General features: G+C 32.9%; 15 protein-coding genes and 3 pseudogenes. 8 read left to right on the forward strand and 10 right to left on the reverse strand.

The features are described from left to right. Positions 1-28: 28 nt before the first annotated feature. Positions 29-322, reverse strand: coding sequence for a hypothetical protein (locus tag J4G44_RS13325; protein ID WP_180073105.1), 294 nt, complete (start codon positions 320-322; stop codon positions 29-31). 313 nt (positions 323-635) lie between these two features. Between J4G44_RS13325 and J4G44_RS13330 the strand changes: the two genes are divergently transcribed. The 3 genes from J4G44_RS13330 to J4G44_RS13340 all read left to right on the forward strand — a co-directional run bounded on the left by J4G44_RS13330 (position 636) and on the right by J4G44_RS13340 (position 4666). Further along, positions 636-1871 carry a DNA cytosine methyltransferase gene (locus J4G44_RS13330; protein WP_180073107.1) on the forward strand — a complete coding sequence of 412 codons (1236 nt, stop codon included), beginning with the start codon at positions 636-638 and terminating at the stop codon, positions 1869-1871. A 63-nt stretch (positions 1872-1934) separates the two neighbouring features. Beyond that, positions 1935-3395 (forward strand): McrB family protein, encoded by a 1461-nt coding sequence (locus J4G44_RS13335; protein ID WP_207973973.1) that lies wholly within the window; start codon positions 1935-1937, stop codon positions 3393-3395. Continuing rightward, positions 3395-4666: an LlaJI family restriction endonuclease gene (locus J4G44_RS13340; RefSeq protein ID WP_207973974.1), complete on the forward strand. Its 1272-nt coding sequence runs from the start codon at positions 3395-3397 to the stop codon at positions 4664-4666. Before J4G44_RS13335 ends, J4G44_RS13340 begins: the two co-directional genes overlap by 1 nt. Positions 4667-4764: 98 nt before the next feature. Here the strand turns inward: J4G44_RS13340 and J4G44_RS13345 are convergent, their stop codons facing one another. Both J4G44_RS13345 and J4G44_RS13350 read right to left on the reverse strand, forming a co-directional pair. Beyond that, the gene (locus J4G44_RS13345; RefSeq protein ID WP_207973975.1) at positions 4765-5256 is read right to left on the reverse strand and encodes a hypothetical protein; all 492 of its coding nucleotides are present in this window, start codon (positions 5254-5256) and stop codon (positions 4765-4767) included. Positions 5257-5268: 12 nt separating this feature from the next. Further along, positions 5269-5511 (reverse strand): tellurium resistance protein TerC, encoded by a 243-nt coding sequence (locus J4G44_RS13350; protein WP_207973976.1) that lies wholly within the window; start codon positions 5509-5511, stop codon positions 5269-5271. A 194-nt stretch (positions 5512-5705) separates the two neighbouring features. Here J4G44_RS13350 and J4G44_RS13355 point away from each other — a divergent pair, with 194 nt between their 5' ends. Beyond that, the gene (locus J4G44_RS13355) at positions 5706-5957 is read left to right on the forward strand and encodes a hypothetical protein (RefSeq protein WP_004969151.1); all 252 of its coding nucleotides are present in this window, start codon (positions 5706-5708) and stop codon (positions 5955-5957) included. Between the two features lie 23 nt (positions 5958-5980). Here the strand turns inward: J4G44_RS13355 and J4G44_RS13360 are convergent, their stop codons facing one another. Continuing rightward, positions 5981-6295 (reverse strand): BrnA antitoxin family protein, encoded by a 315-nt coding sequence (locus J4G44_RS13360; RefSeq protein ID WP_096902543.1) that lies wholly within the window; start codon positions 6293-6295, stop codon positions 5981-5983. Further along, entirely contained in the window at positions 6258-6569 is a 312-nt protein-coding gene (locus J4G44_RS13365; RefSeq protein ID WP_096902542.1) for a BrnT family toxin, read from the reverse strand. Before J4G44_RS13365 ends, J4G44_RS13360 begins: the two co-directional genes overlap by 38 nt. Before the next feature lie 476 nt (positions 6570-7045). On the opposite strand from J4G44_RS13365, the gene J4G44_RS13370 reads away from it, so the two are divergent. Further along, on the forward strand, positions 7046-7375 hold the full coding sequence (locus tag J4G44_RS13370; protein WP_016658833.1) for a four-helix bundle copper-binding protein: 330 nt from the start codon (positions 7046-7048) through the stop codon (positions 7373-7375). Positions 7376-7502: 127 nt separating this feature from the next. Here the strand turns inward: J4G44_RS13370 and J4G44_RS13375 are convergent. Then, positions 7503-7795, reverse strand: a pseudogene (locus J4G44_RS13375) (type II toxin-antitoxin system RelE family toxin). Further along, positions 7785-8030, reverse strand: coding sequence for a type II toxin-antitoxin system RelB/DinJ family antitoxin (locus J4G44_RS13380; RefSeq protein WP_000246755.1), 246 nt, complete (start codon positions 8028-8030; stop codon positions 7785-7787). The pseudogene J4G44_RS13375 and the gene J4G44_RS13380 overlap by 11 nt, the downstream one beginning before the upstream one ends. A 343-nt stretch (positions 8031-8373) precedes the next feature. Here J4G44_RS13380 and J4G44_RS13385 point away from each other — a divergent pair, with 343 nt between their 5' ends. After that, complete coding sequence (locus J4G44_RS13385) at positions 8374-9942, forward strand: ATP-binding cassette domain-containing protein (protein ID WP_159124549.1); 1569 nt, start codon at positions 8374-8376, stop codon at positions 9940-9942. A gap of 253 nt (positions 9943-10195) precedes the next feature. On the opposite strand, the pseudogene J4G44_RS13390 reads toward J4G44_RS13385, so the two are convergent. Next, positions 10196-10459: pseudogene (locus J4G44_RS13390) on the reverse strand (helix-turn-helix domain-containing protein); the annotation flags it as partial. Between the two features lie 185 nt (positions 10460-10644). Between J4G44_RS13390 and J4G44_RS13395 the strand changes: the two are divergent. Next, positions 10645-10911 carry a type II toxin-antitoxin system TacA family antitoxin gene (locus J4G44_RS13395; protein ID WP_004733309.1) on the forward strand — a complete coding sequence of 89 codons (267 nt, stop codon included), beginning with the start codon at positions 10645-10647 and terminating at the stop codon, positions 10909-10911. Further along, complete coding sequence (locus J4G44_RS13400; protein ID WP_004733307.1) at positions 10901-11389, forward strand: GNAT family N-acetyltransferase; 489 nt, start codon at positions 10901-10903, stop codon at positions 11387-11389. Before J4G44_RS13395 ends, J4G44_RS13400 begins: the two co-directional genes overlap by 11 nt. Before the next feature lie 75 nt (positions 11390-11464). Here J4G44_RS13400 and J4G44_RS13405 read toward each other — a convergent pair. After that, a pseudogene (locus tag J4G44_RS13405) lies at positions 11465-11794 on the reverse strand (recombinase family protein); the annotation flags it as partial. 183 nt (positions 11795-11977) lie between these two features. Further along, the gene (locus J4G44_RS13410) at positions 11978-12877 is read right to left on the reverse strand and encodes a cation diffusion facilitator family transporter (RefSeq protein WP_005028603.1); all 900 of its coding nucleotides are present in this window, start codon (positions 12875-12877) and stop codon (positions 11978-11980) included. Between the last annotated feature and the right edge of the window lie 60 nt (positions 12878-12937).

A 12937-nucleotide genomic window follows, 5' to 3' on the forward strand; every position in this document is an offset into this window, starting at 1 on the left:
TTCAATTAAAAATGGGGGTATTACCAGTTTAGATAGTCAAATGTATAGAATGGGTATCGCTAGAGGAAGTGTATGTGTAATTTTTCGGGTCAAATTCTGCAATTAATTTTTTAAAATCACTTTCTGTAATACCTATACATACAATTGTGTTCGTTAAAAATGAAGGTAACAAGCGACATTTTAGTCCAAGTTTATCTCTGACCTTTTTGATTTCTATAAACATTGTTCCTAACGGGGTTTTTTTTTCAGAAGGACTTAAGTCCTCTGGGCTGAAACCAAAAATATTTGATGGTAGGTCATTGAGGTCTTTTATGATATTCATCAAAATGGGTTCATTATAAAGTGATAGAAAATCAACTTTAAAGGAAAGTTTTTTGTTAATCAAGCTACTGATTTTATTAAATAAAACATTGACCGAAAAAATATAGAAAATCAAAATTTTTCAATTTTGGAATTAAGATTCTATTTATGTTTATTTTTTATTAATGTTATTCACCAATTAAATTTCGAATAAGAGATTTTATGTTAAACCGACATAATTTGTCGCTCAATAGTAATTGATTCAATTAACATCTGGACACATATATCTGGGTCTGGTATATAGTGTTTTTGAAATTCAAATTGAAGTTATTGTTATGTTGAAATTAGGTACAGTATTTAGTGGTATTGGAGCAATTGAGCATGCTCTAGAACGGTTATCTATTCCTCATGACATTGCATTCGCATGTGATAATGGAAATATTGAAATAGATCTTGAACGAGATGAAATCGAAAAAAATCTAGAAAATTTAAACAGTTTTAAAGATAAAAAAGCTTATGTTGATGGGCTTTATGTAAAGAAGAAAAAGAAGAACTTTGTTGAGGAAAGTTATCAGGCTAATTACAACATTCCCCAAGAACACTTTCATTATGATGTTCGATTTCTAGATGGGTATCAATATAGAAATGAAATTGATTTATTCGTAGGGGGAAGTCCTTGCCAATCATTTTCCATGGTTGGTAAAAGAGGTGGATTTGAAGACACTAGAGGTACACTGTTCTACGAGTTTGCTCGTTTAGTCAATGAAATTAGACCTAAAGTCTTCATCTATGAAAATGTGAAAGGTGTTCTCAGTCATGACGGAGGTAATACCTGGACAATTATGCAGAATGTATTTAGTGATTTGGGATATAAGTGGTATTCACAAGTTCTAAACTCTAAAAATTATGGGATTCCCCAAAACCGAGAACGATTATTCGTTGTTGGATTTCTAGATCAGACAGCTGAGTTTGAATTTCCAAAACCTCAAATTTTGACAAAAACAATGCAAGACTTCTTATTGGAAAATACGCCTGAAAAATATTATTTAGGTGATAAAGGCATTGATTTTGTTACAAGTACCAAGAACCTAAATAAACAATATACACAAATCAATGGTTCCATTGGTTTATGCCAAAAAGCTAATCAGCAATTCAATTGGCATGGTGATTTTATTTTCGAAGAGTTACCTAATCCAATTGATGAAAAATACTTTCTTTCTGAAAAACTTGTAAATTACGTGATGGCAACAGGTACAAAAGGTTTTTATACGAGACCTAAAATTGATCTTGAGATCGCTCGCCCTCTTCTAGCTACCATGACCAAAATGCACCGAGCAGGTGTTGATAATTATGTAACTACGCAAGGTCGCATCCGTAAGCTGACTCCTAGAGAATGTTTACGGTTAATGGGGTTCTGTGACAGCTTTAAAATAGTTGTTTCTGATACACAGGCTTATCGTCAAGCTGGTAACTCTATTGTCGTAGACGTCCTTATGAGCATTGTTAAACAAATTAATTTAGCTGTTGATTTATCTAAGAAGATAGAAAAAAAACAACTAGAATTAATTTAGTTTTTTATTTTTCATGCAGTTAGGTGTAGGATAATTTCTAATTTATCCTACACCTAATATCTTATGACTGCTTCTGTGAATATTTCTAGACCATTAGTTGATAGTTTTGTACATCGGAAAATTAAACTATTAAAAACAAAAGGTTCAGGTGAAGCTAAATTTCATATTGGATCTGCTGAAAACAGTGGAGATTTTGATAGCTTTTTTAATAACTATGCCGATGAAAATACTTACTATTTTAAGAAAAATAATCTTCTTGCATTCCTATTAAAAGAAAAATTCGAATTTTATTGTCAGTTTATTAATCAATATAAAGAAGTATCTCCTGAATATTGGGATTCTGTTTATGAGGAAGTTCTGGCTCTTCCAGAAGAAATCACTTTTAAATTAATGCCTTTCAATGATGGGAAGCGTTATTATATAAGGTCAGAATCTGGGGATATTTTTAATGATTTAGTACGTAGAATTGCTTTACCTCTTATTTCGATATTAACAATTCATAAGGAATCTGCAGACAAATTTCTATTTACATTAGATGTTGATTTTACTAATTCAAGTAAATCAGTTGAAGAAGACACCTTGATAGCTGGAAAGGGTTACAACAAAATTATTTATGGTGCTCCAGGTGCAGGAAAAAGTGCATCAGTTAGCGAAATAGTTGGTGAAAACTATATTAGAACGGTATTTCATCCAGAAACTCAATACTCTGATTTTATTGGTTGTTTAAAGCCACACAAGGATAGTAGTAGCGGAAACATTACTTATAGTTTCCGTAAAGGGCCATTTATTCAAATTTTAGAAAAAGCCCTATTGAATCCTGATATCCATCACTTTTTAGTTATTGAGGAACTAAATCGAGCAAATACTGCTGCAGTATTTGGAGAGATTTTCCAGCTATTAGATAGAGATGATGAGGGAAAAAGTGAATATCCAATTCTGATACAAGATGAAGATTTATATGATGCTTTAAAAGAAAAATTAGATCCAAAGCATGAAATCATTGCAAAACGTCAATTGCTAATACCTAGCAATTTATCAATTATTGCAACAATGAATAGTAGTGATCAGGCAGTTTTTCCATTAGATACAGCATTTAAAAGGCGTTGGATTTTTGAATACCTTCCAATAGATTTTACAAATTGTGCAACAGGTGAAATTCCAATTCATCATGCAGTTTTACCAAATGTAGAATGGAAAACATTAGCCCAAACTATTAATACTGTTTTGGTTCAACTCAAGGTTGTAGAAGATAAACTTATTGGTCCGTGGTTTATTAAAGATAGTGATCTAGTTGAAGATCAAGCTGAACAGACTTTCATTGGAAAAATTTGTTCATACTTATGGGATGATGCCCTTAAGTATAAGAATAAAGATGAAATTTTTAAAAGTGATATTCATGGGTATGGTGAGCTATATCAACGGTATTCTGATAAAAAGCCAATATTCTCAGATAAATTTATGAAGATGTTACAAGCAGCACAAGATGTAGATACAGATACCTCTGATAAGACAGAAGCAGAGTGATGGAATATCAGTTTTTTGAAGATAAACAATTTATCGATTCAAAAAAAATCCCTGATTATGTAATTGATAAATTGGTTTCAGTTGGCGGTCTTGATGTAGTTAATCAGGGACGAAAAATCGCATTTTGTGGGGTCATTATCTCTGAAGGTTGTACATACTGTTTTGCTCCTGCTGGATCAGACCCTAAAAAAATTGAATCTATAGGAAGTTTAATTAAGGTAATCCATGCTTATAAAAATTCTATTGATTCTAGTTTGTTAGCATTTGATGAAGATGAACAAGGTAAGGTTATTGAAGAAATTTCCTTAACAGATATTTTTGAAATTATGGATCTATATTTTAGTGTGGGGATATTAAGATCTAAGACACATACTTATAGTGAAAAGGGACGAACGAATTGGTCTAAAACAGTGAATAGAGAGTTTCCTGTATTCACTAGTGATAATGTCCCAATCTACTTTGACCTTCATAAATATCCAGTTTCTATTTACCAAGATGATTTAATTTCCAGTATTCATTGTGAAATTATTTTAGACATTTTGAGAAAGTTTCACTGGCTAGATGAGAGATTTAACTTTGTATCTACAGATCAGTTAAGTGAAAAGAAATTACTTAATGAACTGGATGTTAATCAAAAAATTTCTCTGCTAAATCAAAGGTTACATTCAACCTTTGTTTCTTTAGAAATTAGAACCTTGCAATTATTGATCAGATATTTAGAAAGGGTTCATGAAAGTGGATCAAAGAATATTGTAATTGGAATTCGGAAATTTCATTACGTTTGGGAATTTTTACTTAGAAATATTTTCCATGATGTTGATCTTAAAATAAACTCTCTATTACCAATACCTCAGTATATGTTTACTGATAGATCAAAACCTACTCAACACTCATCTCAAAAAGGTATGCGCTTAGATGTGTTTATTAAAAGCAAGAATTCTTGTTGGGTCATAGATAGTAAATATTATACGGCTACAGGGGCACATGATGCTCCAGGATGGTCTGATCTAGTTAAGCAGTTTTTCTATGTTAAGGCTGTTAAATTGATTTACCCTGAGCTCAAATCGATTAAAAATATTTTTATTTTTCCAGGAATAATCAATCCACTATCGACTATTAAAATGGTTTATCGTGAAGAATCTAAAGATGAAAAAAAATTAGCGAAACTAGCGGAAGATTTTCTTCCTATTGAATGTTTATATTTGGATCCGAACGATGTGATGGAGAACTACTTAATGTCTAAAAAAATTCACATTGCAGATTATATTTAATTGGTAAGTTTTCTTAAAATTAGCATAGTACGGATTATAAAAATGGAGCATAAAGCTCCATTTTTATTGAGTTTTTTTGATTTTCAGGCCTATAGGAATTACTCAGTATGAGTATAAGAAACCACTAAATCCATGAGTTCTTCTGATGGCGTATTGCAAAACTCACGTATTCTTTCAGCCACAGTTTGAGCATTTGTAAATTCTTCATCAGCATAGTTATTGAAGTCAAAAAGAACCTCAGCCATACCAGTTGGAAGATTCAACCCTGCTTGCAAAGCATCATAAGAATCGATAGCTGAGTTACCTTGCCATTTCACAATAGCCATAGTGTATGGTGTACTTAATGGGTTACTCAGATGCTCTTTAGTGATGTCCAAAGTGTCCATATAGAATCCTGCATCCTTCCACTTTGGCAAAGTCACAGCCCATCCAATAGCACAAGCAACAGTCTTACAGTCAGTGACGAGTTGTTCATCACTTACGAAGCCCACTGAGTCTTTAGATGGTCTTCTCCAAGTGCGAATATCAAATCTATTGGGATCAAGTTTTTCTAAGAAATCAGCTAACTCTAAAAGTAGATCTGTACGCATAATTTATTACCTTTAATTATTCTCAATGAGGGTGTTTGCATGTCTTTTTTTGACTTCATTGATGATTTCTTCAGGAGACAGGTCTGCTTTCTTTAAATTAGCTATCAGAGTTACTATAATTGCTAAGTTAAGGGGAATAATACCAGTACTCTTATAATTGGTAATCGAATTTGGATTCATGCCTAGTAACGTTGCAAGATCCTTAATTGATAAGCCCATTTCTAGCAATGTAATTTGAAGCTCTGTGTAAGTCATACAGTGAATCCTGTCCTTTCATTAGCAATATAACACATATATAATGTGATAACACATTATTATTGTATTTTTTGAAATAGACACTTTAAATGGGTTCTAACATTAGAATTTCGTATAAGAGATTTTATGTTAAATAAGACTATTAAGATCAGTTATAATTATCCAATAAGTGATTAAAAATAATAAGGTAATTTATGTCTACATGGGTGTGGGTACTTATTTATTTGGCAGTTAGCTTAATGTTCAAATGGATTATTTCATGGGGTGGAGCTGATTATATTAAAGGCTGGAAGAGTATCTTTTTCTTAGATATGGAATCAAGCTCATGGAATGAAGAACAGCTTAGAGCTATGGCTTTGTTTCTATGGATAGCATTTACCATTCTTTTTATTATAGGTTTAATTTACCCCGAATTTAGATTCTATAAGCTTAAAAATAGTTTGTAAAAAACGGAGCTTAAGCTCCGTTTTTATGGGTGATTTTTTAAATCATTCAGCATTGCATCACGTAAAATCTTATTCATACGTGTCTGATAGCCTTTGCCTTGTGCTTTTAGCCATTGCATGACATCTGCATCAATGCGTACTGTAGTCACTTGTTTAGTTGGCTTATAAAACGGATTTTGGACAGCATTTTTCCAAAAGCTTTCATCAAGTTCAGGAATGTCGGAAAAGTCTATTTCACTGTCTGCGCGTTTAGCCAGAGCTTCAAGTCTTGCCTTTTGTTCTTCAGACAAAACAGGAGGTTTATTCAAATCTACTTTGTACGTAACGGTTTTGCTCATACTGTTTCCTCTCTTTTTTCTCTGCCTGTCGTGCCGAAATAATGCGGATATGATCCATCCCATTATGGTCTTGTACTGTGTGGGCCACCAATAAAACAGCTTGCCCATGTACCATACCTATCGCTTGCCAACGATATTCACCATTTTCAAAGCGATCCTGTTTATATAAGGCATGAGCATCGTAAAAAACCAATGTCGCATCTTCAAAAGCTATACCATGCTTTTTAAGGTTTATTTCTGCTTTATGCTCATCCCATGAAAACTCAATTTCCATAGTTGCATCGCTTTTTGTTAATATAAAAATGTTAATACAAAATTGTAAATTTTGCAAAGTTCTTCCATTTTTTATTGGCAAAAGCTTACAGAATCGAACATAAAAAAGCCGACTTGTTTCAAAATCGACTTTTTGCTGATTTCTTAGCCATGACTAAATTTTTAAGTCATTGATATTTATACTAATATACAAGTGTATTGCGTATAATCGCCATTATGTTAAATAGAGGGAAAATCTATTTTTAAAGTGATAAAATTATTGCAGTTATTTTAAGAATAGCTGCTTTTGATACTTGATCATCTATCCTAATTAAAAACTGTTTTTTAATAATTTGGAATATAAATAAGATTTAGTTAAAATTAACATTATTCATATAAATTAACATTATGTATTACATTTACTAATAATTTAAAATAATTAGTAGAAAAAAATTATGTTTTAATTATTTCTTTGATTATATAAGTTGAGAGTAAAAAATGATTAATACGGAATTTTCAAAGTGTATTTCTGCATGTACAAACTGTTCACTTATTTGTACTGAATGTGCAACTTCTTGTTTAAAAGAAAAAGATTTAGAGATGATGCGTGAATGTATTCAACGTTGTCTAGAATGTGCAGATATTTGTCAGTTATGTGTGCGTATGCAACAACATAACTCACCTTTCCTCAAAGAGATTTGTGAGCTTTGTGCTAAGATCTGTGAATATTGTGCGGAAGAGTGTGAAAAACATTCACATGATCATTGTAAAAAATGTGCTGAGGCTTGCCGTCAGTGTGCAGAAGAATGTCGAAAAATTGCCATGTAAAATACTTCAATAATGTTAATTATATGCTCTAGACTAACATAATCATTCTGCTAGTCTAGAGCCTTTCCTAAAATTAACATAATACACCTTATACGAAGCCAAAAATGGGAGCTTTAAGCTCCCATTTTTAGTCTTTAATTCGCTTTTTCGCTTCGTCATAAACTATGCTATCAGCTCGTTTTCCGACGGTAATGAGCAGGATAACTACCTGATCATCTTTAACTTGATAGACAAGTCGGACACCAGCTTTTAATAATTTGATTTTATAGCAACCTGCAAGATCGCCTCTAAGCATATTCTTTGGAATATGTGGCTGCTCTATGACTTTGGCTAGTTTCTTTTTAAATTGATCTCGTATAGCAACAGGGAGTTTTCCCATTCTGCTGTAAAGTCCTTGTGACGTAAAAGCTTATAAGTCATCTAATGTGACTTCCTCAAACATCTCTTTAGGATCATTAATGCGCTTACGGACAAGAGCTAATAATTCTTCATCTTCTTCCGAAAGCAAAGCTTTTTTGACAGGCAGTTTCCCAGTCGTAGCAACATACTCAAGAATACTAGTGAAGAAATCAGTAGGTGCAATACCTTGCTCTTTAAGGATTGAATAAGATTTTTCTTTAAGGGCTTCATCGATCCTGAAGTTAACAGTAGCCATCATATTTCCCAAGTATTTAATGTACTAGGAATATTGTAATGCAAATTGCATTACAAGTCGACTTCGCATAACAGCCATTATGTTAAATAACTTTTAGAAGCTTTAGTACAAGCTTGACAGATTGTCTTATCATTATAAAATAACCTTATTCAAATCATCCTCCCAAGAGTAACGCCAATGAAGTAAGTCATTTTCTCATCATTATTTTTAAACTTTTGATGTGCAAAATAGATTCTACTTGTGGCTATATATTCTTGGTCTCTACTTTATATCCTAAATAATATATTGTTTTTTATAAGTTAATCTTCACTATTTTGCATATCCTCTACATGAGGAATTTTTTATGCAACATGCATGTATTGCTTCAAACTTAAATTTAGAATTTTCTACACAGAAAATGTTTGATCAGCTAAACATTACGCTTTTATCAGGACAGGTTTCTGCATTAATTGGACGTAATGGTTTAGGTAAATCCCTATTGTTCAGAATATTAGATCAAAGCCAAGCTTTAGATATTCATTATAGTGGTCAAGTTTCATGGAATATCCAACATGATTATTTGGCACAATTAGAACGCCTTAATGCTGAAAATATTGCACAAGCATTAGAGGTAGATCATTTACATCATGCTTTTCGGCGTATAGAGAACAATACAGCTAGTTTTGATGATTATGAGTTAGTTGAAAATACCTGGGATTTACCACAAAAATGGCAAAATATACTTGAAAATGCTGACTTACCTACGGATTTGAACTTTCCAACAGAAAAACTGAGTGAAGGACAAAAAACAAAGCTGGCTTTATGTCGTTTGTTTTTAAAAAAGGATCACTATCTACTTTTAGATGAACCAAGCAACCATTTAGACTCAACATCTAGACAATGGTTAATTGAGAGTATTTTGGCACACCCTAGTGGTGTATGCCTGATTAGTCATGATCGCCAATTACTCAATCAAGTCCAACATATTTATGCTTTAACTGAATTAGGCTTACAACACTACAAAGGTAATTATGAGCATTACATTCAACAGCATCAGCTACACATGGATGCATTAACTCAGTCTATTAATAATGAGAAAAAAGAATTAAAGCAGTTAAAACAACGGCAACATGATAGCTTAATGAAAGCGAATAAACGTCAATCTAAAGGCAATGAACTTCGTGATTCTAATTCTCAAGCAAAGATTTTTCTAGATTTCAAAAAGGAAAATGCTGGACAAAGCTTAGGTAAGCTACGTGCCCAACAAACTCGACAAACTGATGATTTGAAAAATAGTCTGATTAATAGGCAGACCATTGTAGAAAAAATCAAAGCTCAGAAGTTTGAATTCCACTTACAGAGTACGAAGCAAGGAGAGATTTTAAGAATTCATGATTTAAAGCTACCCCATACAGCAACAAATAAAATTAATTTTGCATTGAAAGCTGGCGAAAAAATCCATCTTAAAGGTGCTAATGGAATTGGTAAATCAACCTTATTGAAATTGATTTCTACCCATCAACGTGATGATATTTTCTTTAGTGGAACATGTTTGTATTTAGATCAAAACTTTAGTTTATTAAATAATGATTTATCCGTAATCGAAAACCTTGCACTTTATAACTCCAATCTTACTGAAGTTGAGTGGAGAAATTTGTTAGGTCAGTTACGTATTCGTCGTGAAAAAGCTTTATTAAAACTATCAGAACTGAGTGGTGGTGAAAAATTGAAAGTCGCATTATTAGCAATGAGTCACTATCCTGATGGTATTGATTTATTATTGCTTGATGAACCAGAAAATCATTTAGATATTGAGTCTAGAGAGCTTCTATCGCAGGCTATTAGCCAATATCAGGGCGCTGTAATTTTAGTTTCACATGATCATTTTTTTGTTGAACAGTGTGAAATATCTGAAGAGTATTTAATTGAGTAAAATGACATTTTCAAATATATAGATTTATTAGTTCTACTAAAATTAACATAATACACCTTATACGCAATACTTTTTAAATTGTGTTATAATTCAATGTGTTGATTTCAGTTTTATAGCCCACTCACCCTCGAATGGGCTTTTTTTATGATTGTTCACGTTCCACGCCTATTCTTTGATCAATGTTCCACGGTTTTATTTAATGTTGCTGAACAATCAATGGATACCAGTAAAGCCCTTTAGGTCTTCTGTTGCTTCAAATATAAAGTCTATCGATGACATTTTCATTTTTCAAATAGCGATAGACAGCCTGTCTGCTAATACCAAAAGCTTTAGCTAAATCGACTTTCGATGGATATTTCCCTTCTTTCCAGGCGTGTCGTAAAGCTTCAGCCTGCTCTTGATTTAACTTATGGACTCGACCTTTATATTTACCTTGAGCCGCTGCAATCTTAATCCCTTCTTTTTGGCGCTCTAAAATAATCTCTCGTTCAAATTGGGCAAAAGCCCCCATAAGTTGCTGAGTATTCTTATGTAAACCTACCAGTTATTCTTATTCAAATCCTGCCACTCATTTTGGATAGTAGTAGGCCATTGATTTTCTATTCAAATAATTCAAAACAAAATATCCAAATTTGAATCTTGAAGCACAATCTTAATCTGCTATAATTTGTACATCAAATTGATGTACTTGTTGGGTGGGATATGACTAACTTAGCAACGGAACGAATTAATATTCGTTCAACAGTAGATGCAAAAAATGTAATTGAACAAGCTGCGAATTTATTGGGACTCAGTGTAAGTTCCTTTATGCTTCAATCCTCATTTGAAAGAGCAAAAGAATTACTTAAATCTAATTATGAGTTAAAAGTAAATAATGCTGATCGAGATATGTTAATGAACATACTTGAGAACCCACGCCCTGCAAATGATGAGATGAAAAAATTAATGAGTTTATTAGATGAAAATTGAGGTTTTACAAGCCCATCATCAGAAAAAATCATTTAATTGCGGGCAAGATGATTTAAATAAATTCATAAAACAGTATGCATCCCAACATCAGAAATCAGGAACAAGTAAAACGTATGTTGCTATTGATGATGATCTACAAGTGAGAGGGTTTTATTGTTTATCCAGCACATCCATAGGATTTGATGTAGTTGATACTGTGCTTACTAAACGATTACCTCGTTATCCGCTCCCTTGTGTAGTTGTAGGTCGCTTTGCCGTTGATCAAACCGTTCAGGGGCGAGGAATTGGGAAAGTGCTTTTAGCCCATGCTCTTAAACAAGTTTCAACAGTTGCTCAAATTATTGGTGTTAATTTTGTTGTAATACATGCTAAAGATAAAAAAGCGATGGAGTTTTATCAGCGTTTCGGCTTTATTTCATTAACATCAAATCCATTAACATTAATATACCCAGTGAGTGAAATACCTAGTTTCAATTGAAAGTGGTCTACTAGCAATAGGAGTGACTGGTAAACTGCTTACAGGAATTAGTGGCTGATTTATCCAATAATCTGCAAGTTGCAACATCAAATTATCCATCGGGGTGGCCTGAGCCGTAAATGTAATATTCTCTTTCACAAACTGAATAGCCACTCCCCTTTTTACAAGCTGATCAACCTCAGTCACTAAATCTTTAAGACTCCTAGCGAAGCGATCCATAGAGTGCACAACAATCATGTCACCTTCACGGACATAGCTGAGCATTTCCTGAAATTTAGGACGGGCTGTATTTTTTCCTGAAGCTTTATCGACAAATAATCGGTCTACTTCAATTCCCTCAAGTTGGCGTCCAATATTTTGGTCAATAGAGCTGACTCTGACATATCCAACTTTATGACCTTTCATATTGTTATCTACTAGATGACTATTTCTGCTTATTGTAACTAATGAATCTTAATCTTAAAAGTTACATGTAACGTATGTATGAATTTCATTTAAATGAGACATGTATTTTACAGCTTTCACAGTGTAACTTTAGGGTATACTTTAAAGTTACACAAAACATCTATATGAAGACTAAAGTCCAAATTAGTGTTTATGTTGGTTCAATGTATTACATTTCGTATTTTCTATTTGTAACGTAATTTCAGTAATATTATGATTATGTTTTAGAACTTCTAAGGCCTTTTGATAGAGTTGATCTGTATTGCTATTCGGAGCAACCAAATGAGCAGTTAAATGAATATTTCTTGAGGATATAGCCCAGACTTTCAACTGATGAATCCCTTCAACGCCCTCTAGCTTCAATAAATCATTTCTTAACGACTCAATATCAATCTCATCAGGAACTCCTTCAAGCAGAATATGAATACTTTGTTTTAATAAAATCCAAGTTCGAGGTAAGACCCAGAAGCCAATTAACACAGCGATTACGGTATCAACCCACATCCACTGGGTAAAATAAATAACTATTCCTCCGATAATCACGCCTATCGATCCTAGAGCATCACTAAGAACTTCTAAATATGCACCTTTTATATTTAGACTTCCTTCAGCACTAGCAGAAAGGATTTTCATTGAAATCAAATTTATGACCAAACCAATGACCGCGACAATCATCATTCCAACACTTTGAATTTCAGCAGGATTCGTAAAACGTTGATAAGCTTCATATACAATATATATTGCTACCACAAAAAGCATCACCGCATTAAACAGAGCCGCTAAAATTTCAAATCGCTGATAGCCAAAAGTTCTTTTATCATCTGCGGCTTTTTTACCAATTTTGATAGCGGCAAGAGCAATAGCTAAAGCGGCTACATCAGTAAACATATGAGCTGCATCAGATAACAAAGCCAAACTTTGGGTAATAAAAGCAGCGACAACTTCTACTATTAAAAAAGTAGTCGTTAAACCTAAGGCAACCATTAACTTCTTACTATTTTCTTCAGTAACAACCGCATGGCTATGATCATGATGTTCTGACATAAAATATTTTCCTTATTCTATTTATGATGAGCAGAGATATTGGATAACAGCCAATATCTC

The sequence above is a fragment of the Acinetobacter towneri genome (assembly GCF_017498585.1).
Taxonomy (GTDB): domain Bacteria; phylum Pseudomonadota; class Gammaproteobacteria; order Pseudomonadales; family Moraxellaceae; genus Acinetobacter; species Acinetobacter towneri.

Excerpts from the sequence above, each read along its gene's own strand:
- J4G44_RS13400 (WP_004733307.1), top strand. The coding sequence starts at position 10,901 with ATGAAAATTGAGGTTTTACAAGCCCATCATCAGAAAAAATCATTTAAT.
- J4G44_RS13395 (WP_004733309.1), top strand. The coding sequence starts at position 10,645 with ATGACTAACTTAGCAACGGAACGAATTAATATTCGTTCAACAGTAGAT.
- J4G44_RS13360 (WP_096902543.1), bottom strand. The coding sequence starts at position 6,295 with ATGAGCAAAACCGTTACGTACAAAGTAGATTTGAATAAACCTCCTGTT.
- J4G44_RS13410 (WP_005028603.1), bottom strand. The coding sequence starts at position 12,877 with ATGTCAGAACATCATGATCATAGCCATGCGGTTGTTACTGAAGAAAAT.
- J4G44_RS13350 (WP_207973976.1), bottom strand. The coding sequence starts at position 5,511 with ATGACTTACACAGAGCTTCAAATTACATTGCTAGAAATGGGCTTATCA.
- J4G44_RS13370 (WP_016658833.1), top strand. The coding sequence starts at position 7,046 with ATGATTAATACGGAATTTTCAAAGTGTATTTCTGCATGTACAAACTGT.
- J4G44_RS13330 (WP_180073107.1), top strand. The coding sequence starts at position 636 with ATGTTGAAATTAGGTACAGTATTTAGTGGTATTGGAGCAATTGAGCAT.
- J4G44_RS13380 (WP_000246755.1), bottom strand. The coding sequence starts at position 8,030 with ATGGCTACTGTTAACTTCAGGATCGATGAAGCCCTTAAAGAAAAATCT.
- J4G44_RS13355 (WP_004969151.1), top strand. The coding sequence starts at position 5,706 with ATGTCTACATGGGTGTGGGTACTTATTTATTTGGCAGTTAGCTTAATG.
- J4G44_RS13385 (WP_159124549.1), top strand. The coding sequence starts at position 8,374 with ATGCAACATGCATGTATTGCTTCAAACTTAAATTTAGAATTTTCTACA.
- J4G44_RS13340 (WP_207973974.1), top strand. The coding sequence starts at position 3,395 with ATGGAATATCAGTTTTTTGAAGATAAACAATTTATCGATTCAAAAAAA.
- J4G44_RS13335 (WP_207973973.1), top strand. The coding sequence starts at position 1,935 with ATGACTGCTTCTGTGAATATTTCTAGACCATTAGTTGATAGTTTTGTA.
- J4G44_RS13345 (WP_207973975.1), bottom strand. The coding sequence starts at position 5,256 with ATGCGTACAGATCTACTTTTAGAGTTAGCTGATTTCTTAGAAAAACTT.
- J4G44_RS13325 (WP_180073105.1), bottom strand. The coding sequence starts at position 322 with ATGAATATCATAAAAGACCTCAATGACCTACCATCAAATATTTTTGGT.
- J4G44_RS13365 (WP_096902542.1), bottom strand. The coding sequence starts at position 6,569 with ATGGAAATTGAGTTTTCATGGGATGAGCATAAAGCAGAAATAAACCTT.